At 52.0% G+C, this 19,003-nt stretch carries 26 protein-coding genes; 3 read left to right on the top strand and 23 right to left on the bottom strand.

The window, feature by feature from the left end; genetic code table 11:
* Window positions 1-4: 4 nt before the first annotated feature.
* The 18 genes from rplV to fkpA form a co-directional block, all read right to left on the bottom strand.
* A complete protein-coding gene (gene rplV, locus EA20_RS0109360) occupies window positions 5-337 on the bottom strand; it encodes a 50S ribosomal protein L22 (RefSeq protein WP_000447532.1) in 333 nt (110 codons plus the stop codon).
* Between the two features lie 12 nt (window positions 338-349).
* Entirely contained in the window at window positions 350-628 is a 279-nt protein-coding gene (gene rpsS / locus EA20_RS0109355) for a 30S ribosomal protein S19 (protein ID WP_013204132.1), read from the bottom strand.
* Window positions 629-644: 16 nt separating this feature from the next.
* Complete coding sequence (rplB, locus tag EA20_RS0109350; RefSeq protein ID WP_024966579.1) at window positions 645-1,466, bottom strand: 50S ribosomal protein L2; 822 nt, start codon at window positions 1,464-1,466, stop codon at window positions 645-647.
* A 17-nt stretch (window positions 1,467-1,483) separates the two neighbouring features.
* On the bottom strand, window positions 1,484-1,786 hold the full coding sequence (gene rplW / locus EA20_RS0109345; protein ID WP_024966578.1) for a 50S ribosomal protein L23: 303 nt from the start codon (window positions 1,784-1,786) through the stop codon (window positions 1,484-1,486).
* The gene (rplD, locus tag EA20_RS0109340; protein WP_024966577.1) at window positions 1,783-2,388 is read right to left on the bottom strand and encodes a 50S ribosomal protein L4; all 606 of its coding nucleotides are present in this window, start codon (window positions 2,386-2,388) and stop codon (window positions 1,783-1,785) included. The genes rplW and rplD overlap by 4 nt, the downstream gene beginning before the upstream one ends.
* Window positions 2,389-2,398: 10 nt before the next feature.
* Window positions 2,399-3,028 (bottom strand): 50S ribosomal protein L3, encoded by a 630-nt coding sequence (gene rplC, locus EA20_RS0109335; protein WP_024966576.1) that lies wholly within the window; start codon window positions 3,026-3,028, stop codon window positions 2,399-2,401.
* A 32-nt stretch (window positions 3,029-3,060) separates the two neighbouring features.
* Window positions 3,061-3,372: a 30S ribosomal protein S10 gene (gene rpsJ, locus EA20_RS0109330; protein WP_001181005.1), complete on the bottom strand. Its 312-nt coding sequence runs from the start codon at window positions 3,370-3,372 to the stop codon at window positions 3,061-3,063.
* 335 nt (window positions 3,373-3,707) lie between these two features.
* Window positions 3,708-4,184, bottom strand: a complete 477-nt coding sequence (gene bfr, locus EA20_RS0109325) for a bacterioferritin (protein WP_024966575.1) — start codon at window positions 4,182-4,184, stop codon at window positions 3,708-3,710.
* Window positions 4,185-4,268: 84 nt separating this feature from the next.
* Window positions 4,269-4,463, bottom strand: a complete 195-nt coding sequence (bfd, locus tag EA20_RS0109320) for a bacterioferritin-associated ferredoxin (protein ID WP_024966574.1) — start codon at window positions 4,461-4,463, stop codon at window positions 4,269-4,271.
* Window positions 4,464-4,627: 164 nt separating this feature from the next.
* Complete coding sequence (gene tuf, locus EA20_RS0109315) at window positions 4,628-5,812, bottom strand: elongation factor Tu (protein WP_024966573.1); 1,185 nt, start codon at window positions 5,810-5,812, stop codon at window positions 4,628-4,630.
* A 70-nt stretch (window positions 5,813-5,882) separates the two neighbouring features.
* Window positions 5,883-7,997, bottom strand: coding sequence for an elongation factor G (gene fusA / locus EA20_RS0109310; protein ID WP_024966572.1), 2,115 nt, complete (start codon window positions 7,995-7,997; stop codon window positions 5,883-5,885).
* 90 nt (window positions 7,998-8,087) lie between these two features.
* On the bottom strand, window positions 8,088-8,558 hold the full coding sequence (gene rpsG, locus EA20_RS0109305; protein ID WP_017350059.1) for a 30S ribosomal protein S7: 471 nt from the start codon (window positions 8,556-8,558) through the stop codon (window positions 8,088-8,090).
* Window positions 8,559-8,654: 96 nt separating this feature from the next.
* Entirely contained in the window at window positions 8,655-9,029 is a 375-nt protein-coding gene (gene rpsL / locus EA20_RS0109300; RefSeq protein ID WP_003852912.1) for a 30S ribosomal protein S12, read from the bottom strand.
* A 124-nt stretch (window positions 9,030-9,153) separates the two neighbouring features.
* Window positions 9,154-9,441, bottom strand: a complete 288-nt coding sequence (gene tusB / locus EA20_RS0109295; RefSeq protein ID WP_024966571.1) for a sulfurtransferase complex subunit TusB — start codon at window positions 9,439-9,441, stop codon at window positions 9,154-9,156.
* Between the two features lie 7 nt (window positions 9,442-9,448).
* Window positions 9,449-9,808 carry a sulfurtransferase complex subunit TusC gene (gene tusC / locus EA20_RS0109290; RefSeq protein ID WP_024966570.1) on the bottom strand — a complete coding sequence of 120 codons (360 nt, stop codon included), beginning with the start codon at window positions 9,806-9,808 and terminating at the stop codon, window positions 9,449-9,451.
* A complete protein-coding gene (tusD, locus tag EA20_RS0109285; protein ID WP_024966569.1) occupies window positions 9,808-10,194 on the bottom strand; it encodes a sulfurtransferase complex subunit TusD in 387 nt (128 codons plus the stop codon). Before tusD ends, tusC begins: the two co-directional genes overlap by 1 nt.
* Window positions 10,194-10,916: a transcriptional regulator gene (locus EA20_RS0109280; RefSeq protein ID WP_024966568.1), complete on the bottom strand. Its 723-nt coding sequence runs from the start codon at window positions 10,914-10,916 to the stop codon at window positions 10,194-10,196. Before EA20_RS0109280 ends, tusD begins: the two co-directional genes overlap by 1 nt.
* 203 nt (window positions 10,917-11,119) lie before the next feature.
* Window positions 11,120-11,932 (bottom strand): FKBP-type peptidyl-prolyl cis-trans isomerase, encoded by an 813-nt coding sequence (fkpA, locus tag EA20_RS0109275; RefSeq protein WP_024966567.1) that lies wholly within the window; start codon window positions 11,930-11,932, stop codon window positions 11,120-11,122.
* Between the two features lie 285 nt (window positions 11,933-12,217).
* On the opposite strand from fkpA, the gene EA20_RS0109270 reads away from it, so the two are divergent.
* A complete protein-coding gene (locus EA20_RS0109270) occupies window positions 12,218-12,436 on the top strand; it encodes a protein SlyX (protein WP_024966566.1) in 219 nt (72 codons plus the stop codon).
* A gap of 277 nt (window positions 12,437-12,713) precedes the next feature.
* Here EA20_RS0109270 and slyD read toward each other — a convergent pair whose 3' ends face one another.
* From slyD to kefG, 4 genes are all read right to left on the bottom strand, one after another.
* Window positions 12,714-13,259 (bottom strand): peptidylprolyl isomerase, encoded by a 546-nt coding sequence (gene slyD / locus EA20_RS0109265; RefSeq protein WP_024966565.1) that lies wholly within the window; start codon window positions 13,257-13,259, stop codon window positions 12,714-12,716.
* A 137-nt stretch (window positions 13,260-13,396) separates the two neighbouring features.
* Window positions 13,397-13,591, bottom strand: coding sequence for a YheV family putative zinc ribbon protein (locus EA20_RS0109260; RefSeq protein WP_024966564.1), 195 nt, complete (start codon window positions 13,589-13,591; stop codon window positions 13,397-13,399).
* A gap of 8 nt (window positions 13,592-13,599) precedes the next feature.
* Window positions 13,600-15,405 (bottom strand): glutathione-regulated potassium-efflux system protein KefB, encoded by a 1,806-nt coding sequence (kefB, locus tag EA20_RS0109255; RefSeq protein WP_024966563.1) that lies wholly within the window; start codon window positions 15,403-15,405, stop codon window positions 13,600-13,602.
* Complete coding sequence (gene kefG, locus EA20_RS0109250; protein ID WP_024966562.1) at window positions 15,406-15,957, bottom strand: glutathione-regulated potassium-efflux system ancillary protein KefG; 552 nt, start codon at window positions 15,955-15,957, stop codon at window positions 15,406-15,408.
* Between the two features lie 121 nt (window positions 15,958-16,078).
* Between kefG and EA20_RS0109245 the strand changes: the two genes are divergently transcribed.
* On the top strand, window positions 16,079-17,980 hold the full coding sequence (locus EA20_RS0109245; protein WP_024966561.1) for an ABC transporter ATP-binding protein: 1,902 nt from the start codon (window positions 16,079-16,081) through the stop codon (window positions 17,978-17,980).
* An 82-nt stretch (window positions 17,981-18,062) separates the two neighbouring features.
* Here EA20_RS0109245 and EA20_RS0109240 read toward each other — a convergent pair whose 3' ends face one another.
* The gene (locus EA20_RS0109240) at window positions 18,063-18,593 is read right to left on the bottom strand and encodes a hypothetical protein (protein ID WP_024966560.1); all 531 of its coding nucleotides are present in this window, start codon (window positions 18,591-18,593) and stop codon (window positions 18,063-18,065) included.
* Between the two features lie 132 nt (window positions 18,594-18,725).
* Here EA20_RS0109240 and EA20_RS0109235 point away from each other — a divergent pair, with 132 nt between their 5' ends.
* A complete protein-coding gene (locus tag EA20_RS0109235) occupies window positions 18,726-18,917 on the top strand; it encodes a toxin-antitoxin system HicB family antitoxin (RefSeq protein WP_024966559.1) in 192 nt (63 codons plus the stop codon).
* The last annotated feature ends 86 nt before the right edge of the window (window positions 18,918-19,003 follow it).

The following is a 19,003-nucleotide window of genomic DNA, read 5'->3' as shown; positions in this document are numbered from 1 at the left end:
AGTCTCAGCGATCGGACACAACCACAGTAATGTGGCTGGTGCGCTTCAGGATGCGATCTGCACGACCTTTTGCACGAGGCATAATGCGCTTCATGCTTGGGCCTTCGTCTACGAAGATCTTCGTGACTTTCAGATCATCAATGTCAGCGCCATCGTTGTGTTCGGCGTTAGCAATGGCAGATTCCAGAACTTTTTTGACCAGTACAGCCGCTTTCTTATTGGTGTAGGTCAAAATGTCCAGAGCCTGCGACACTTTCTTACCGCGTACAAGATCAGCTACCAGGCGAACCTTCTGCGCAGAAGAACGAGCGTGGCGATGTTTAGCGATAGTTTCCATCTCTTCCTCCTGTTAGCGTTTCTTGGCTTTCTTATCAGCAGTGTGACCGCGATAAGTACGAGTCGGTGCAAATTCACCCAGTTTGTGACCGACCATTTCGTCGGAAACAAAGACAGGAACGTGCTGACGACCATTATGGACAGCGATGGTCAAACCGATCATGTTAGGGAAGATCGTTGAACGACGGGACCAGGTGCGCAAAGGCTTCTTGTCTCCGCTTTCCACCGCTTTCTCTACCTTCTTCAGCAAGTGCAGGTCAATAAAAGGACCTTTCTTGAGAGAACGTGGCATGGCTTATCCTCTAAAATTATTTGCTACGGCGACGTACGATAAATTTATCAGTACGCTTGTTGCTACGGGTCTTCTTACCTTTGGTCTGAACGCCCCACGGGGATACCGGGTGCTTACCAAAGTTACGACCTTCACCACCACCGTGCGGGTGATCGACTGGGTTCATCGCAGTACCGCGAACGGTAGGACGAACACCGCGCCAACGAGCTGCACCGGCTTTACCCAGAACGCGAAGCATATGCTCAGCGTTACCGACTTCACCCAGGGTAGCGCGGCAGTCAGATTCGACTTTACGCATTTCACCTGAACGCAGACGCAGGGTAACGTAAGAACCTTCACGAGCAACGATCTGCACGTAAGCACCGGCTGAGCGAGCAATCTGACCGCCTTTGCCTGGTTTCATTTCTACGTTATGAACGGTGGAACCCACTGGGATGTTACGCATTGGCAGGGTGTTACCCGCTTTGATCGCAGCATCAACGCCAGACTGAATCTGATCGCCAGCTTTCAGGCCTTTAGGGGCCAGGATGTAACGGCGCTCGCCGTCTTTGTACAGAACCAGCGCGATGTTCGCGGAGCGGTTCGGATCGTACTCAAGACGTTCAACGGTCGCTGGGATACCATCTTTGTTGCGTTTGAAGTCAACAATACGGTAAGCCTGCTTGTGACCACCACCGATATGACGGGTAGTGATGCGACCATTGTTGTTACGGCCACCGGATTTGCTGTTTTTTTCTACCAGCGGGGCAAAAGGTTTGCCCTTATGCAGCTCAGGGTTTACCACTTTAACTACGTGGCGACGACCCGGAGATGTCGGTTTACATTTAACAACTGCCATTGTTCTTCTCCTCCGACTTACTCAGCGCCGCCGACGAAGTCCAGATTCTGGCCTTCTTTCAGGGTGACGTAAGCTTTTTTCCAGTCGTTACGACGACCAATACGCTGTCCGTGACGTTTAACTTTCCCTTTAACAACCAGGGTGTTAACAACCTCAACTTCCACTTCGAAAAGCTTCTGTACAGCGGCTTTGATTTCTGCTTTGGTCGCGTCTTTAGCAACTTTGAGAACGATGGTGTTGGTTTTTTCCATCGCAGCAGATGCTTTTTCAGATACGTGCGGCGCGCGCAGTACTTTCAGCAGACGTTCTTCACGGATCATGCCAGCATCTCCTCAACTTGCTTAACTGCGTCAGCAGTCATAACGACTTTGTCGAAGGCGATCAGGCTAACTGGGTCAATGCCTGCTGCATCACGTACGTCAACCTTGTACAGGTTGCGCGCGGCCAGGAACAGGTTCTCTTCCAGTTCGCCAGTGATGATCAGCACATCTTCCAGAGCCATGTCTTTCAGCTTCTCTACCAGCAACTTAGTTTTAGGTGCTTCAATAGAGAACTGCTCGACAACGATCAGACGATCTTGACGTACCAGTTCGGACAGGATGCTTTTCAGCGCGCCGCGGTACATCTTTTTGTTTACTTTTTGACTGTGGTCCTGAGGCTTCGCAGCAAAGGTCACACCACCGGAACGCCAGATTGGGCTCTTTACAGAACCTGCACGCGCACGGCCGGTACCTTTCTGGCGCCACGGCTTTTTGCCGGAACCAGTAACTTCAGCGCGGGTCTTCTGAGCACGGGTACCTTGACGGGCACCTGCTGCATAAGCAACAACAACCTGATGTACCAGCGCTTCGTTGAAATCACGACCGAAGGTAGTTTCGGAAACAGTCAGCGCGCTTTGCGCGTCTTTCAATACTAATTCCATTGCTATCCCCTTACGCCTTCACAGCTGGTTTAACGATCAGGTCGCTACCGGTAGCACCGGGAACCGCACCTTTAACCAGCAGCAGGTTGCGCTCAGCGTCAACACGTACTACGTCCAGGCTCTGAACAGTAACGCGCTCATTACCCAGCTGGCCTGCCATTTTCTTGCCTTTAAACACTTTGCCCGGAGTCTGGTTCTGACCGATTGAACCCGGAACGCGGTGAGACAAGGAGTTACCGTGGGTAGCATCCTGAGTACGGAAGTTCCAGCGCTTAACAGTACCGGCAAAACCTTTACCTTTAGATGTCCCAGTAACGTCAACTTTTTTCACTTCAGCGAAAATATCAACGTTGATGCTCTGGCCTACAGTGAACTCGGTACCTTCTTCAGTACGGAATTCCCAAAGACCACGGCCAGCTTCTACGCCAGCTTTAGCAAAATGGCCTGCTTCAGGCTTGGTGACGCGGTTTGCTTTTTTAGCACCGGCCGTTACCTGGATAGCAGTGTAGCCGTCGTTTTCCAGGCTCTTAACCTGAGTCACGCGGTTTGCTTCAATTTCAATCACGGTTACTGGGATAGATACGCCATCTTCAGTGAAGATACGCGTCATGCCCACTTTCTTACCGACTAAACCAATCATTGTTTCAACCTCTCAATCGCTCAATGACCTGATTAACCCAGGCTGATCTGCACGTCAACACCTGCAGCCAGATCCAGACGCATCAGAGCATCAACCGTTTTTTCAGTTGGCTCAACGATGTCAACCAGACGCTTGTGAGTGCGAATTTCATACTGATCGCGCGCGTCTTTGTTAACGTGCGGGGAGATCAGAACGGTAAAGCGCTCTTTGCGGGTCGGCAGCGGGATTGGACCACGAACCTGCGCACCAGTGCGCTTGGCGGTCTCAACGATTTCCGCAGTTGATTGATCGATAAGACGATGATCAAACGCTTTAAGACGGATACGGATTCTTTGGTTCTGCATGAGACCAGAGCTCCAATTATTTATAAACGAAAAAAATTACTACCCGCACCCATTACGATTGATGGGGGAGTGTAATCGTCTGCACATAACTCCCCGATTGGGAGTATTGTCAGGTGAGCTCTCGCTCTCCTGCGGCTCAGATTGAGCCGGGCCGTCATTTCTGACAGGCCCGCGCATTATACGTACATCAGCGCACAACGCAACCTCTTTATGTCCTGGGTTCGGCAGAGCCGGCGGTACAGTAATGTCATCAGCGTCGGTTAAAAATGAAAAACGCCGCTGAAGTTATTGTTCAGCGGCGTTATTTTGCTCAACGACATCGGTTTTACTCTGTTTTATTCATTCACTTTTATTTGCGACTGGAAATAGTTCTGTGTACCCACTTTGGTAATGAGTTCCAGTTCAGTTTCCAGGAAGTCGATATGATGCTCTTCATCCTCAAGGATAGTTATCATCATGTCGCGGCTGACATAGTCGTGCACTTTGTCCGCATAGGCTATCGCCTCTCGCAGATCCCGCGCACCTTCCAGCTCAAGCGCTAAATCTGACCTCAATATCTCTTCGACATCTTCACCAATCCTGAGCCTTCCCAGATCTTGCAGATTTGGAATGCCTTCCAGAAACAGGATCCGCTCAATATATTTGTCCGCATGTTTCATTTCATCAATGGATTCATGGTATTCAATATCATTGAGACGAATCAGCCCCCAGTTTTTGAACATACGCGCATGGAGAAAATACTGGTTTATTGCAACCAGTTCATTTCCTAACAGTTTATTAAGATGAGTTATAACTTTGGCATCGCCCTTCATTTTTGATCCTCCGCTTCCAGATAATTAGAGCGTAGATGCGGAATCGGGGAAGTCAAAAAAGTCTGGTTAAAACCAGGGACATTATCAGGCGATCTCTTTATACAGCGGCGCGTGTTGCAACTCTTCTTCCATGATTTCACGTGAAGCGCGGATACATTTGCCGCACTGCTTGCCTATTGGCACCAGTTGGCGCAAATGCTGAATGGATTTAGGTTGATATCGACGTACAACTTCACGAAGGGTTTTATCGCTTATCGCATTACACAAACAGACGTACATAGTTACCGCTCCAGTACAAATTCTGATCATATTGTAAATGCGAATCGTTTTTATTTCAATTGTGATAAGCGGATTAGTTGTGCATTACAGGCATAAAAAAAGAGCACCTAAGTGCTCTTTTTCAGGCTATGACGATGTTCACATCGTCATTACAAGCTATCGACTTATGCGATTACTTTAGCAACAACGCCCGCACCAACGGTACGACCACCTTCACGGATGGCGAAACGCAGGCCGTCATCCATTGCGATTGGGTGGATCAGGGTAACAACCATTTTGATGTTGTCGCCTGGCATTACCATCTCAACGCCTTCTGGCAGTTCGATGGTACCGGTCACGTCAGTTGTACGGAAGTAGAACTGTGGACGGTAGCCTTTGAAGAACGGAGTATGACGGCCGCCTTCGTCTTTGGACAGGATGTAAACCTCAGACTCGAACTGAGTGTGTGGCTTGATTGAACCCGGCTTAGCCAGAACCTGGCCACGCTGGATCTCTTCACGCTTGATACCACGCAGCAGAACGCCGCAGTTCTCGCCCGCACGACCTTCGTCCAGCAGCTTACGGAACATCTCAACGCCGGTACAGGTAGATTTCGCAGTATCTTTGATACCAACGATTTCAACTTCTTCACCAACTTTGATGATACCGCGCTCAACACGACCGGTAACAACGGTACCACGACCGGAGATGGAGAACACATCTTCGATTGGCAGCAGGAACGGCTTGTCGATCGCACGCTCTGGTTCTGGGATGTAAGAATCCAGGAAGCCAGCCAGTTCGATGATTTTTGCTTCCCACTCTGCGTCGCCTTCCAGCGCTTTCAGCGCAGAACCGTGAACGATTGGGGTATCGTCGCCCGGGAAGTCGTACTGTGACAGCAGGTCACGTACTTCCATCTCAACCAGTTCCAGCAGCTCTTCATCATCAACCATGTCGCACTTGTTCAGGAACACGATGATGTAAGGAACGCCTACCTGGCGGCCCAGCAGGATGTGCTCACGGGTCTGAGGCATAGGGCCGTCAGTCGCAGCAACAACCAGGATAGCGCCGTCCATCTGGGCAGCACCGGTGATCATGTTTTTCACATAGTCGGCGTGGCCTGGGCAGTCAACGTGCGCATAGTGGCGGGTCGGGGTGTCATATTCAACGTGAGAAGTGTTGATGGTGATACCACGAGCTTTTTCTTCAGGCGCGTTATCGATCTGATCGAATGCACGAGCAGAACCACCGTAGGTTTTAGCCAGAACGGAAGTGATAGCAGCAGTCAGGGTAGTTTTACCGTGGTCAACGTGGCCGATAGTACCAACGTTGACGTGCGGTTTGTTACGTTCAAATTTTTCTTTAGCCACGACAATATTCCTTACTTTAATGCTCTCACCCTTTGGTGAGAGCATAGGATCAATATTTTAAAACTGTAGCTTATTTGCTACGAGCTTCAATAACGGCCTGAGCGACGTTGTTCGGCGCATCATCATACTTCAGGAATTCCATGGAGTATGAAGCACGGCCTTTAGTCAGAGAACGCAGCTGAGTTGCATATCCGAACATTTCAGACAGCGGAACTTCAGCGTGAATCTGAACGCCAGTAGCGTTAGATTCCTGTCCTTTGAGCATACCACGACGACGGCTAAGGTCACCGATAACGTCACCAGTGTTCTCTTCAGGCGTTTCCACTTCAACCTTCATGATCGGCTCAAGCAGAACTGGTGATGCTTTCTTAAATCCGTCTTTGAACGCGATAGAAGCAGCCAGTTTAAACGCCAGCTCCGAGGAGTCAACGTCATGGTAAGAACCGAAGTGCAGGCGAACGCCCAGATCAACTACCGGATAACCGGCCAGAGGACCTGATTTCAGCTGCTCCTGGATACCTTTGTCAACCGCAGGGATGTATTCAGTTGGAATCACACCGCCCTTGATGTCGTTGACGAACTCGTAACCTTTAGGGTTAACGCCCGGCTCCAGTGGGTACATGTCGATAACAACATGACCGTACTGTCCACGACCACCAGACTGCTTGGCGTGCTTACCTTCGATATCAGTTACTTTCGCACGAATCGCTTCGCGGTAAGCAACCTGAGGTTTGCCCACGTTCGCTTCAACGTTGAATTCACGCTTCATGCGGTCAACGATGATGTCGAGGTGCAGCTCACCCATACCGGCGATAATCGTCTGGTTAGTTTCTTCGTCAGTCCATACGCGGAATGACGGGTCTTCTTTAGCCAGACGGCCCAGAGCCAGACCCATTTTTTCCTGGTCAGCTTTGGTTTTTGGTTCAACCGCGATGGAGATTACCGGCTCAGGGAATTCCATACGCTCCAGAATGATGACGTTATCCGGATCACACAGGGTGTCACCCGTAGTTACGTCTTTCAGACCGATAGCAGCAGCGATGTCACCTGCACGAACTTCTTTGATCTCTTCACGTTTGTTGGCGTGCATCTGTACGATACGGCCCAGACGCTCACGAGCAGATTTAACCGGATTGTATACGGTGTCACCCGAGTTAACTACGCCGGAATAGACGCGGAAGAACGTCAGGTTACCAACAAACGGGTCAGTAGCGATTTTAAACGCCAGCGCAGCAAACGGCTCGTCATCATCTGAGTGACGAACAGCTGGGGTATCTTTACCATCATCCAGCAGACCGTTGATCGCGGTAACGTCAGTTGGGGACGGCAGATATTCGATAACCGCATCCAGCATCGCCTGAACACCTTTGTTCTTAAATGCAGAACCACAGGTAACCAGGATGATTTCGTTGTTCAGTACGCGCTTACGCAGAGAAGTTTTGATCTCTTCTTCAGTCAGCTCTTCGCCACCAAAGAACTTCTCCATCAGCTCGTCAGAGCCTTCGGCTGCAGCTTCGATCAGTTTCTGGCGCCATTCTTCGGCCAGCTCCTGCATATCAGCTGGGATCTCTTCGTAATCGAAGGTCACGCCTGCGTCAGCGTCGTTCCAGTTGATCGCTTTCATCTTGACCAGGTCAACAACGCCGGTGAAGTGCTCTTCCGCGCCGATAGCCAGCTGCAGAGGGACCGGAGTTGCACCCAGACGTGATTCAATCTGGCCGACAACTTTCAGGAAGTTAGCACCCATGCGGTCCATTTTGTTAACGAACGCGATGCGTGGAACTTTATATTTGTTAGCCTGACGCCATACGGTCTCAGACTGTGGCTGAACACCACCAACTGCACAGTAAACCATTACTGCGCCGTCGAGAACACGCATGGAGCGTTCTACTTCAATCGTGAAGTCAACGTGTCCAGGGGTGTCAATGATGTTTACGCGGTGCGGCTCGAACTGCTTAGCCATACCTGACCAGAACGCGGTAGTCGCTGCGGAGGTAATGGTAATACCACGTTCCTGCTCCTGCGCCATCCAGTCCATGGTGGCTGCGCCATCATGGACTTCACCGATTTTGTGGTTTACACCGGTGTAGAACAGGATACGTTCGGTAGTCGTGGTTTTACCGGCGTCGATGTGTGCACTGATACCAATGTTACGGTAGCGTGTAATGGGTGTTGTACGAGCCATTTGATTCCTCTGATTCTCGGACGTTCTAAGTTAGTAAAGCCCAGCGGGCTTATTGGAACGCCCGCTGGGTTAATAACAACTACTGAGCTGTTACCAGCGGTAGTGAGCGAACGCCTTGTTGGCTTCGGCCATACGGTGAACGTCTTCACGTTTCTTAACTGCTGTACCTTTGTTGTCAGCAGCGTCAGAAAGTTCGTTCGCCAGGCGCAGAGCCATAGATTTATCACCGCGTTTACGAGCAGCTTCAACGATCCAACGCATTGCCAGAGCATTACGACGAACCGGGCGGACTTCAACTGGAACCTGATAAGTAGAACCACCAACGCGACGAGACTTAACTTCGACGGTTGGGCGGACGTTGTCCAGGGCGACTTCAAAGGCTTCCAGCTCGTTTTTACCTGAACGCTGAGCCAGGGTCTCAAGCGCGGTATAGACGATTGATTCAGCAGTAGATTTTTTACCATCTACCATCAGGATGTTTACAAATTTAGCCAGCAGCTCTGATCCGAACTTAGGATCTGGCAGGATTTTACGCTGGCCAATTACGCGACGACGTGGCATGGAAATACTCCGTTGTTAATTCAGGATTGTCCAAAACTCTACGAGTTTATTATGACATTTAAGATAAAACGTTTGGCCTTACTTAACGGAGAACCATTAAGCCTTTGGCTTCTTCACGCCGTACTTGGAGCGAGCCTGCTTACGGTCTTTAACACCTGAGCAGTCCAGCGCGCCACGAACGGTGTGGTAACGCACACCTGGCAAGTCTTTTACACGACCGCCACGGATCAGGATCACGGAGTGTTCCTGCAGGTTATGACCTTCACCGCCGATGTAGGAGGTAACTTCAAAACCGTTAGTTAAGCGAACACGGCACACTTTACGCAGTGCTGAGTTCGGTTTTTTAGGGGTAGTAGTATATACACGAGTACATACACCACGTTTCTGCGGGCAGGCTTCCAGCGCAGGTACGTTGCTTTTTGCAACTTTACGTACGCGTGGTTTGCGAACCAGCTGATTAACTGTTGCCATTAAATAGCTCCTGGGATTTGCTTTGCTTCGTAAACACGTGATAAATCGCCTCGTGGTATAACGAGGACGCGGAATTTTAGGGCTGAGTAGAAAAGGTGTCAAGAAATAACCAGGATATCCTTTCTTACCAGGTCATTTGTTGGGGGTGTTTTACTGTCAGCCCGACGAAATCAGTATAGCTTACGGCGACCGCTCTGGTTGAAATGTGAGCAGAAAGGCCACGCGCGCTGACGTCATCCTGTAAGACATAGACAGATATGGGGGCGAGCAGCAAAGACTCAAGGGCACGGCTTTCTTCAAGCGCTGCCAGCACGCCATCCTGGATAAGCAATACGTCATCCCCGCCCGCCAGCAGCCTTAGCAACGCATTGAAATCACATTTAAAAGGGGAATGAGTCAGGATATGTAGCATAGTCGCCTCAGAACGAGATAATCCGATCGTAATGTGCTAACTCTGTCCGCAATGCTTCTGGATCCAGCACCTCTGTAGCCAGCACTCTTTCCGCATCGGGTGATATTCCACGCTCGGCAAGCGAAGCGGCGCACACATAACAGCGCTCAATGTCATACAGCGGCAGCACACCAAAAGTCGCGATATAATCTCTCGCAAGAATTTTTTCTGGCATCTGTCCACTTGTGAGCTGTAATACGCCATCGCTGACAAAAAACAGGGCGATCTCATCGCTCAGGGCCGATGTTGCTAATACCGCATCCAATCCTTCGCGGCCGGCACTGCTACCATGCGGTGCCTGAGTAAACAGAAAAGCGATACGATTCATCAGAACTGCACCAGTCTTTCACAGCCCAGCGCCGCTTCCGCCAGAGCACCCAGTCCCGTAAGCTGAAAGCCCTCAGCGAGGTTGGCTGTCGGCAACCCCTGATTTCTGGCCTCCTGCTCATCCGTCACGCCGCGGCGAAGCGCTGCCGCCACGCAAATGTTCAGGGCAACGCCCCACTTTTTCTGCAGTGTCTGCCAGGCGGCGGTAAGATCGAATTCATCGTTGGCGGGAGAATTTAGCTGGCTGGCGTTCAGTACGCCTTCGCGATAAAAAAACACGCTCTCCAGTTTATGACCTTCTGCAAGCAGCGCCGTGGCGAACTGATAAGCGCTGCTTGCTTGCTGTGTACCGTAAGCGGGCCCCGTCACCAAAAGGGTAAAACGCATCAGCGATCCTGCCCCTGAAAATCACCGTTTTTAAACTGTCGAATGTAAAGGTAGACGGTGTGTTTAGAGATGTTCAGGCGCTCAGCGACCTGGTTAATCGCATCTTTGATATCGAAAATGCCTTTCTCATAAAGATTCAGCACGATTTGGCGATTCTTGGCATTGTTGGAGACATTCCGATCCGCACTCACCTCTTCAATCGTGAACTCAAGCGTCTGCATCACCAAATCCTCAACAGAGGAGGCGAAGTTAACGGAAGAGGCCACTTCCTGAATTTCAGGCGGCATAAAAGTGGACATAATTTGTGAGAAAGGCACATCCAGATTCATATTAATACATAGCAGCCCTATCACCCGCTGCTTGCCGTTGCGGATAGCGATCGTCACCGACTTCATCAGTACGCCGCTTTTTGCCCGGGTAAAATACGCCCTTGAAACGTTACTGTCCGCCCCGCTCATATCGTGCAGCATACGTAGCGCAAGATCGGTGATGGGAGAGCCGATTTTACGCCCGGTATGTTCCCCGTTGGCAATTCTGACTGCCGAGCAGTTCAGATCCTCCAGCGAGTGCAGTACGATTTCGCAATGGGAGCCAATCAGCATGGCCAGCCCATCAACAACAGCCTCATAGGATTTAAGGATATCGTAATCGATTTGCTCAAAGGGCCGCTGCTCCAGCAACGCCAGATCGGCGACATCACCGGTAAAAATTGAACCAGACATTAAGACACCACCCTTTACAAGAGCCTGTCGCTAGGCGCCAGGGCAGACTCGTTCTGAAAAAATTACGTAGCGGAGAGTTTACCAAATATCAGAAACGCCTGTCCTGACCTTTGTCATGAAATGCCGGAGCGCGCAGAAAAAGCAGGAAATCGAAGGGAATAAAGCGGTGTTGCGCCGCCGCATAAGGGCGGCGGCGCAGAGTATTACTGGGTCTTGGTTTCAGCAGAAGGCTGCGCGGCTTTCTCCGCGTTTTCATCTGCTTTAGGGGCGGCTTTGATATCAAGCAGCTCCACATCAAACACCAGCGTTGAGTTGGCCGGAATGCCCGGAACGCCATTTTTACCATAGGCCAGCTGTGGTGGGATCACCAGCTTGATTTTACCGCCTTTCTTCACATGCTTCAGGCCTTCAGTCCAGCCCGGAATCACGCCATCCAGACGGAAAGAGAGCGGCTCGCCACGCGTATAAGAGTTATCAAACTCCGTGCCGTCAATCAGCGTACCTTTGTAGTTCACCACTACCGTATCGCTGTCTTTCGGCGCTGCGCCGCTTCCCTCTTTCTCAACCTGATAAAGCAGGCCAGATTCGGTTTTCTTCACACCTTTTTCTTTCGCAAACTTGGCGGCAAAAGCGTCACCCTTTTCGGTATTCTCTTTTGCGTCTTTCTCCATTTTCGCCTGAGCCGCACTCTTCACGCGGGTTTCAAACGATTGCAGAGTCTGCTCGATTTCCTGATCGGAAAGCTTACTTTTCCCGGCGAAAGCATCCTGAACGCCGGAGATCAGCTGCTGTTTGTCCAGCGCAATACCCAGTTTTTCCTGTTCTTTCAGCGAGTTTTCCATGTAACGGCCCAGAGATGCACCCAGCGCATAAGCAGACTGCTGGTTATCATTCTGGAACGCGCTGTTCTTCGGTGCCTGTTGAGCCGCCGTCGTTTCGGCAGCCATCGTCATCGGCGCGTTTAGCGCTACGGCCATGGTGGTGGCTAACAGTGTGACTTTAAACAGTGATTTCATCCATTTCTCCAAAACCGAAGCCTCTCACCTCGGGAATCGTGTACTGACCTGAACCAGTACTATAACTGTGCGCGAGAAATCTACACAATCTCGCAATGAAAACTAAGTTAACTTCCGACCTCATACCTGAAAGAAAGTTTCACAACCGAGATGCAGGCGATAAGCGGCTTTTTCAACTGTACCTGATGAAAATAAGGTTAAAACCCTGTCTCAGCTACCCTGTTGCCGTTAGAATCAGACAATTCGGCCATAATAGCGGCCCGTGAAGTAACAAGGGGAAAACGTATGCAACAATCATTGTTTGAAGAGCGGCTGGATATACTGGAAAGCAGGCTGGCTTTTCAGGATCACACTATCGAGGAGCTTAACCAGACGGTGATTCAACATCAGCTTGAAATGGCGCGCCTGCGTGAACAGATGCGTCTGCTGACCGATAAGCTGAAGTCAGCAGCACCTTCAATGATCGCCTCACAATCAGAAGAAACCCCGCCACCGCACTACTGATACGCCGGTAGCCAGAAAAACATGCAGACAAGGTTTAACCTGCCAGCCCGGAGGGTGCGCCATGCACTGCATCAGGCTGGAGCTGCGTTCCACGATAAATTAGCTAGGTTTTTGCGCCGGAATTTAGTTAGTGAGGTATCACCCCAGGGCCCGGCAGTACTAAAGCCAGCGCTGTGGTGATAAGCGGGAAAGGGTTACGTGGCGAGGTATTGCCGGCGCGAAGCCAATAAAAAAGGCGGGTAAAACCCGCCCTCTTGTTTAGTTTAGCGCTAAACGCTTAGTGACAGCCGCAGCCGCCGTTACCGCAACCACCTTTACCGTGATCATGGTCGTGATCGTGGTCATGATGATGATCGTGCTCACCGTGAACGTGACCATGCGCCAGTTCTTCTTCCGTTGCGGCACGGATAGCGACGACTTCCACGTTGAAGTTCAGATCCTGGCCCGCCAGCATATGGTTGCCATCAACCACAACATGCTCATCTTCTACTTCGGTGATTTCAACCGGCACGGGACCCTGATCGGTTTCCGCCAGGAAGCGCATACCGACCTGCAGCTCATCAACGCCCATGAAGACGTCTTTCGGAACGCGCTGAATCAGATTGTCATCGTACTGACCATAGGCTTCGTTTGCGGCGATATGCACTTCAAACTTATCACCCGCCTCATGGTTTTCCAGCGCCTTTTCCAGTCCGGAAATCAGGGAACCATGACCGTGCAGATAGTCTAACGGTGCGCTCACCGGCGACTCGTCAACCAACACACCGTCTTCTGTACGTACCTGGTATGCCAGGCTGACCACCAGGTCTTTTGCTACTTTCATGATTACTCCTAACCGTTGAGAGCTTTAAGCCCTGTGTTATTGGCCTTTCGCCAATCTGTAAGACTCTTGATTGCGCCTATTGTAACGAATTTCAATACCGCTGCAGGTTACAGCTTAAAAAAAGCTGAGCCATAACGCTACTCGGGATGAAAAATTCCTATCACTTGCTCATTTGTGCGAACCTGCTCACGAACCTGTTTATCCGCTTCGCGCATCTGGTGACCGCATTTAACGCATTCTACCACATCGACATTATTTTCCTGCCAGAGCGCCAGGGTATCTTTAGCCTGACACTTCGGGCAGGTGGCACCGGCAATAAAACGTTTACGCATACGGGCTCCTATTCAAATCCGTCCCAGCCGTCAAACTGGCGTTTTTCGTGCTGCATTTCTGCATGGAAGATCTCCTCCAGCTCACGACGCGCTTCTTTCACGCGTGAAATCTGCTGGCTGTCTGCATGGTTTGGCATCAGCTCGCGCAGCATCCGCATATCCAGCCGGCGAAAATGCTGCTGCGCTCTGAAAGCCTGGTGCGGATGCATACCGACCGAAATTAAGCTTTTACGTCCCAGCTCCAGCGCGCTGGAGAAAGTCTCACGCGAGAACTGTGTTACGCCAGCCTGAAGCAGTTCATGCGCCTCAACGCGCCCTCGTGCCCGTGCCAGGATTTGCAAATGGGGAAAGTGATGCTGGCACAGTTGCACAATCTCCATTGAATCTTCCGGGCCGTTACAGGTTATAACAATGGACTGCGCCGTCTCCGCGCCCGCTGCCCGCAGCAGCTCAAGCTCTTTGGCATCTCCATAGTATACTTTGTAACCATATTTGCGCATCAGGCTTACCGCACTGATATCCCGTTCAAGGACGGTTATCCTTTTCTCATTCGCCATCAGCAAGCGCGCCACGACCTGACCAAAGCGGCCAAACCCCACCACAATCACCTGCGGTTTATCGTCAGCCACAAACGGTTTTTCCGCGCTGTCGTCAACCTCATTAAACCGGCGTTCGAGGATTTTATCGATGCCCTGCATCAGCAGCGGCGTGGTCATCATCGACAGCGTGACCGTAACCAGCAGCAGCGGCATCTGATCGCCGCTGAACAGCCGTGCTGATGAGGCTGCCGAAAACAGCACAAACGCAAACTCGCCGCCCTGGCTCAGTACGCCAGAAAATTGTAGACGCTCTGAACTGCGCAGCCCGTAAATACGGGAAAGCAGATAGAGCACACCCGCCTTCACCGCCACCAGCGTTACAACGCCAATGAGGATAGCCAGAATGTGGGTATAAAGTACGCCCAGATTCAGCGCCATACCGACCGAAATAAAAAACAGACCGAGCAGCAGTCCTTTAAACGGATCGATTGCTATTTCAAGCTCATGGCGATATTCACTCTCCGCCAGCAGGATACCGGCGATAAAGGTCCCCAGCGCCATCGACAGTCCTAACGCATCCATAAACAGGGCCGAGCCCAGCACCAGCAGTAGCGCCGCGGCGGTGAAAACTTCCCGCACACCAGAAGCGGCAATAAACCGGAAGATCGGACGCAGGAGATAACGGCCACCGATCAACATACCGGCGAAGGCCAGTACTTTCATACCGATCTTCATCCAGTCGGTATGGCCACTGTCGCTACCTGCCAGCAGGGGAACCAGCGCAAGCGCTGGAATAACGGCGAGATCCTGAAATAGCAGAACGGAAAAGCCCAGTTGGCCTGACTCGTTACGGTTCATCCCTTTATCGCGCATCAGCTGTAGCGCCATCGCGGTAGAGGACATCGCCAGCCCGATACCGCCAATAGTGGCCGCCTGCCAGGAGAAGTCCGTCAGCCAGAGCAGCATGCCCAGAATGCCGGCACTGAAGATCACCTGGGCTGCCCCGACGCCAAAAATTGAACGCCGCAGCGCCCAGAGTTTGGACGGTTTTAACTCCAGCCCGATAATAAACATCAGGAAAACGACCCCCAGCTCGGAAAAGTGCAGGATTTCATCCACATCACTGATGAATCCGAGTCCCCAGGGTCCAATGGCAATCCCGGCCAGCAAATAGCCAAGGACAGCCCCGATACCCAGCCTCGCAGCAATAGGCACCGCAATCACGGCGGCAAAAAGATAGACCACGCCCGCAGTCAGGAGGGTTTGTCCTTCCATTCAGAGGCCTCCGTTAGGCAACGGCGACGCGAGCCAGTCGCCATAGGCGCGTGCAATTTTTTTCATTTCGTCTGCTGTCTGGCGTCGCGCCCAGTAGATGATCATTGGCGTCAGCCAGTGCATTCTGCACATCTGCGCGGTCAGCTCAAACGGACGCATAATGTCAGACATCGGATAGCGGTTCAGCCCTTCCTGATGGTACGCCGCCTCCGGCTCGCCGGTGGTGATAACGCTACGCCAGTATTTACCTTCCAGCATATTGCCGCCGGGCCCGCTGGCAAAACCGCGCGACAGCACACGGTCCAGCCACTCTTTCAGGAGTGCCGGGCAGCTATAGGTATAAAGCGGATGCTGGAAAATGATGATGTCATGCTCACGAAGCAGCCGTTGTTCGTGGTGAATATCGATAAAAAAATCCGGGTAGTGCGCGTAAAGGTCGTGCACCGTTACGTGAGGCAGTTCCCAAGCCGGCTGTAGCAAAACGCGATTGGCAATCGAGTCTTGTGATTCCGGATGAGCGTAAAGCAGCAAAACTTTGGGTGGCTGCAACATCATCCCCTCCAAATCGTCGTCACAGCGGGGAATTTCCGCTACCATGCCCGACGTAACGGAATCCTGGATCCCGAAAACAAAATTGACGTTTAATTTAACATATTCTTATACAACGGCGCTTATGATTGTCTTCTCCTCATTACAAATTCGACGCGGTGTCCGCGTACTGCTGGATAACGCCACGGCCACGATCAATCCCGGTCAGAAAGTGGGGCTGGTGGGGAAAAACGGCTGCGGCAAATCCACGCTGCTGTCGCTGCTTAAGAACGAGATAAGCGCCGATGCCGGCAGCTTCACCTATCCCAGTAACTGGTCGCTCGCCTGGGTGAATCAGGAAACGCCAGCCCTGAGCAAACCAGCTATCGATTATGTGATCGACGGCGATCGCGAGTTCCGCCAGCTCGAATCCGATCTGGCGCGGGCCAACGAGGCCGATGACGGCAACGCCATCGCCACCCTTCACGGCAAGCTGGATGCGATTCAGGCCTGGACCATGCAGTCCCGCGCAGCAAGCCTGCTTAACGGCCTGGGCTTTACCCAGGATCAGCTTCAGCGGCCGGTCAGCGATTTCTCCGGCGGCTGGCGGATGCGCCTTAACCTGGCGCAGGCGCTGATTTGCCGTTCTGATCTGCTGCTGCTGGATGAGCCGACTAACCACCTGGATCTTGATGCCGTTATCTGGCTTGAGCGCTGGCTGAAAAGCTATCAGGGCACACTGATTCTGATTTCTCACGACCGGGACTTTCTTGATCCGGTCGTCGACAAAATTCTGCACATCGAACAGCAGACGATTTTCGAGTACACCGGCAACTACAGCTCGTTTGAAATTCAGCGTGCCACCAAGCTGTCGCAGCAGCAGTCGATGTTTGAAAATCAGCAGCAGAAAGTGGCTCACCTGCAAAGCTTTATCGATCGCTTTAAGGCCAAGGCCAGCAAGGCCAAGCAGGCGCAAAGCAGAATCAAGATGCTTGAGCGTATGGAGCTGATTGCCCCGGCCCACGTCGACAACCCCTTCACCTTCAGTTTCCGCGCGCCGGAAAGCCTGCCCAATCCGCTGCTGAATATGGAGAAGGTCAGCGCAGGCTACGGCGAGCGCACCATTCTGGATTCCATCAAGCTTAATCTGGTTCCTGGTTCCCGCATCGGCCTGCTGGGCCGTAACGGCGCCGGGAAATCGACGCTGATCAAGCTGCTGGCGGGCGAACTGGCGCCGCTTAAAGGTGACATTGGCCTGGCAAAAGGGATCAAGCTGGGTTACTTCGCTCAGCATCAGCTGGAGTTCCTGCGGGCAGATGAATCGCCGTTGCAGCACCTCGTGCGCCTGGCGCCGAAGGTTCTTGAGCAGCAGCTGCGTGACTATCTGGGCGGTTTTGGTTTCCAGGGCGACAAAGTGACGGAGCAGACCGAACGTTTCTCCGGTGGTGAAAAAGCGCGGCTGGTGCTGGCGTTAATCGTCTGGCAGCGCCCTAACCTGCTGCTGCTTGATGAGCCGACCAACCATCTGGATCTGGATATGCGTCAGGCGCTGACGGAAGCGCTGATCGATTTCGAGGGTGCCTTAGTGGTGGTCTCGCACGATCGTCACCTGCTGCGATCCACAACCGACGATCTTTATCTGGTGCATGACGGCAAAGTTGAGGCTTTTGATGGCGATCTGGAAGATTATCAGCAGTGGCTGAGCGATCAGCAGAAGCAGACCAGCGCCACAGCCGAACCTAAACAGGAGAGCGGCAACAGCGCGCAGGCCAGAAAAGATCAGAAACGTCGTGAAGCTGAACTGCGTACGCAAACGCAGCCGCTGCGTAAACAGATCGACAAACTGGAAAAGCAGATGGAAAAACTCAACGCCACGCTTGCCGATGCGGAAACCCGTCTCGCGGACACCGCGCTTTACGATCAGAGCCGCAAAACGGAGCTGACGGCGGCACTGCAGCAGCAGGCCGAAGCGAAATCCGCCCTGGAAGAATGTGAAATGGCGTGGCTGGATGCACAGGAACAGCTGGAAGCGATGCTGACCGCCTGAATAGGTCCGTAGTGCGACCCATTACGCAGTTGACGGAATATATTTAAGGCGGATAAAGCAAACTTATCCGCCCAGCTCTCAGTTAATGAACCTCAGCTTTTATAACGCGGCTGATCATGGTTATTCCGTCGGCGGTCCTGACAAATCGTGGCGCTTTTAAATCCTCATTCAGGACGCCGATCAGCTCATACAGCAAACCGGCGATCTGTTCTTCCTGCTCTGGCATCTGCTGACGCTGTAATAACAGCAGGATTAATGCCGCGCAATATCCCCTCAGGGTTTCAGAGTCTGTCGGGAGCGGGCGGTGACAGCCCTCTTCTTCCGCCTTTTCTACCGTTAAGCGCTCAATCAGATATCCCGGCAGCGGCGCCTTCAGCAGCACCTCTAAAACCATCAGCGCAGCATACAATCTGCCGCAAAGCGCCATGCGACTTTGGTTATCACTGGTATCAATAAGCGCATCGACAAGGTTCTGGCAGCAGTCGAGGATCTGGAAGAGATCCATCGCCGTGCCGAGGGGCATTTTCAGAAGCGTGTCGAAAGATGGCTCACATTCTGGCACCGGACAGATGATTTCAGGGCGGGTGGTTGTGGTACTATCGGAAACAGCCATTGCGTTAACTCCTTTAACGTTTTGGTTAAACGCCTCGGTATGTGTTGCACCACTGCCGGGGCGTTGCTCAAGAATAAATATCGTCGAAGTGTACGTACGATACGGATATTATACTGAGGAGTGCGCTGCTGCATGTCAACGCTCAAATATGACAAAAACCCTAAGGGAACCGGGCTTTCTCCAACATTTCAGATCCGGATCGCACCTGAGCTGAAAGCACAGTTTGAAGTTGCAGCGAAAGCGGCGGGGATGAGTCTTGGGAACTGGTTGAAGACGCTTGGACGGAAAGAGTTAGAGCGGTTGGGGATTGACGTTAAGAAGTAGATTGTATGGCTCATGGTTGGTGTGATCTGTTTATTGAATAGCGTAATGCCACCGGACTCACCTGGTCGCAATGGGCAGGCGGAAAT

Origin of the sequence: Pantoea sp. IMH, from assembly GCF_000599885.1 — a bacterium.
In the GTDB taxonomy this organism is placed as follows: Bacteria; Pseudomonadota; Gammaproteobacteria; order Enterobacterales; family Enterobacteriaceae; genus Erwinia.
Note: the sequence above shows the minus strand (reverse complement) of the source record. Positions and strands in the feature narration are given on the sequence as shown.

Bases quoted from the DNA above. Each gene is read 5' to 3' on its own strand.
- rplV (WP_000447532.1), bottom strand. From the start codon at position 337: ATGGAAACTATCGCTAAACATCGCCACGCTCGTTCTTCTGCGCAGAAG.
- rpsS (WP_013204132.1), bottom strand. From the start codon at position 628: ATGCCACGTTCTCTCAAGAAAGGTCCTTTTATTGACCTGCACTTGCTG.
- rplB (WP_024966579.1), bottom strand. From the start codon at position 1,466: ATGGCAGTTGTTAAATGTAAACCGACATCTCCGGGTCGTCGCCACGTA.
- rplW (WP_024966578.1), bottom strand. From the start codon at position 1,786: ATGATCCGTGAAGAACGTCTGCTGAAAGTACTGCGCGCGCCGCACGTA.
- rplD (WP_024966577.1), bottom strand. From the start codon at position 2,388: ATGGAATTAGTATTGAAAGACGCGCAAAGCGCGCTGACTGTTTCCGAA.
- rplC (WP_024966576.1), bottom strand. From the start codon at position 3,028: ATGATTGGTTTAGTCGGTAAGAAAGTGGGCATGACGCGTATCTTCACT.
- rpsJ (WP_001181005.1), bottom strand. From the start codon at position 3,372: ATGCAGAACCAAAGAATCCGTATCCGTCTTAAAGCGTTTGATCATCGT.
- bfr (WP_024966575.1), bottom strand. From the start codon at position 4,184: ATGAAGGGCGATGCCAAAGTTATAACTCATCTTAATAAACTGTTAGGA.
- bfd (WP_024966574.1), bottom strand. From the start codon at position 4,463: ATGTACGTCTGTTTGTGTAATGCGATAAGCGATAAAACCCTTCGTGAA.
- fusA (WP_024966572.1), bottom strand. From the start codon at position 7,997: ATGGCTCGTACAACACCCATTACACGCTACCGTAACATTGGTATCAGT.
- rpsG (WP_017350059.1), bottom strand. From the start codon at position 8,558: ATGCCACGTCGTCGCGTAATTGGCCAGCGTAAAATCCTGCCAGATCCT.
- rpsL (WP_003852912.1), bottom strand. From the start codon at position 9,029: ATGGCAACAGTTAATCAGCTGGTTCGCAAACCACGCGTACGTAAAGTT.
- tusB (WP_024966571.1), bottom strand. From the start codon at position 9,441: ATGCTACATATCCTGACTCATTCCCCTTTTAAATGTGATTTCAATGCG.
- tusC (WP_024966570.1), bottom strand. From the start codon at position 9,808: ATGAATCGTATCGCTTTTCTGTTTACTCAGGCACCGCATGGTAGCAGT.
- tusD (WP_024966569.1), bottom strand. From the start codon at position 10,194: ATGCGTTTTACCCTTTTGGTGACGGGGCCCGCTTACGGTACACAGCAA.
- EA20_RS0109280 (WP_024966568.1), bottom strand. From the start codon at position 10,916: ATGTCTGGTTCAATTTTTACCGGTGATGTCGCCGATCTGGCGTTGCTG.
- fkpA (WP_024966567.1), bottom strand. From the start codon at position 11,932: ATGAAATCACTGTTTAAAGTCACACTGTTAGCCACCACCATGGCCGTA.
- EA20_RS0109270 (WP_024966566.1), top strand. From the start codon at position 12,218: ATGCAACAATCATTGTTTGAAGAGCGGCTGGATATACTGGAAAGCAGG.
- slyD (WP_024966565.1), bottom strand. From the start codon at position 13,259: ATGAAAGTAGCAAAAGACCTGGTGGTCAGCCTGGCATACCAGGTACGT.
- EA20_RS0109260 (WP_024966564.1), bottom strand. From the start codon at position 13,591: ATGCGTAAACGTTTTATTGCCGGTGCCACCTGCCCGAAGTGTCAGGCT.
- kefB (WP_024966563.1), bottom strand. From the start codon at position 15,405: ATGGAAGGACAAACCCTCCTGACTGCGGGCGTGGTCTATCTTTTTGCC.
- kefG (WP_024966562.1), bottom strand. From the start codon at position 15,957: ATGTTGCAGCCACCCAAAGTTTTGCTGCTTTACGCTCATCCGGAATCA.
- EA20_RS0109245 (WP_024966561.1), top strand. From the start codon at position 16,079: ATGATTGTCTTCTCCTCATTACAAATTCGACGCGGTGTCCGCGTACTG.
- EA20_RS0109240 (WP_024966560.1), bottom strand. From the start codon at position 18,593: ATGGCTGTTTCCGATAGTACCACAACCACCCGCCCTGAAATCATCTGT.
- EA20_RS0109235 (WP_024966559.1), top strand. From the start codon at position 18,726: ATGTCAACGCTCAAATATGACAAAAACCCTAAGGGAACCGGGCTTTCT.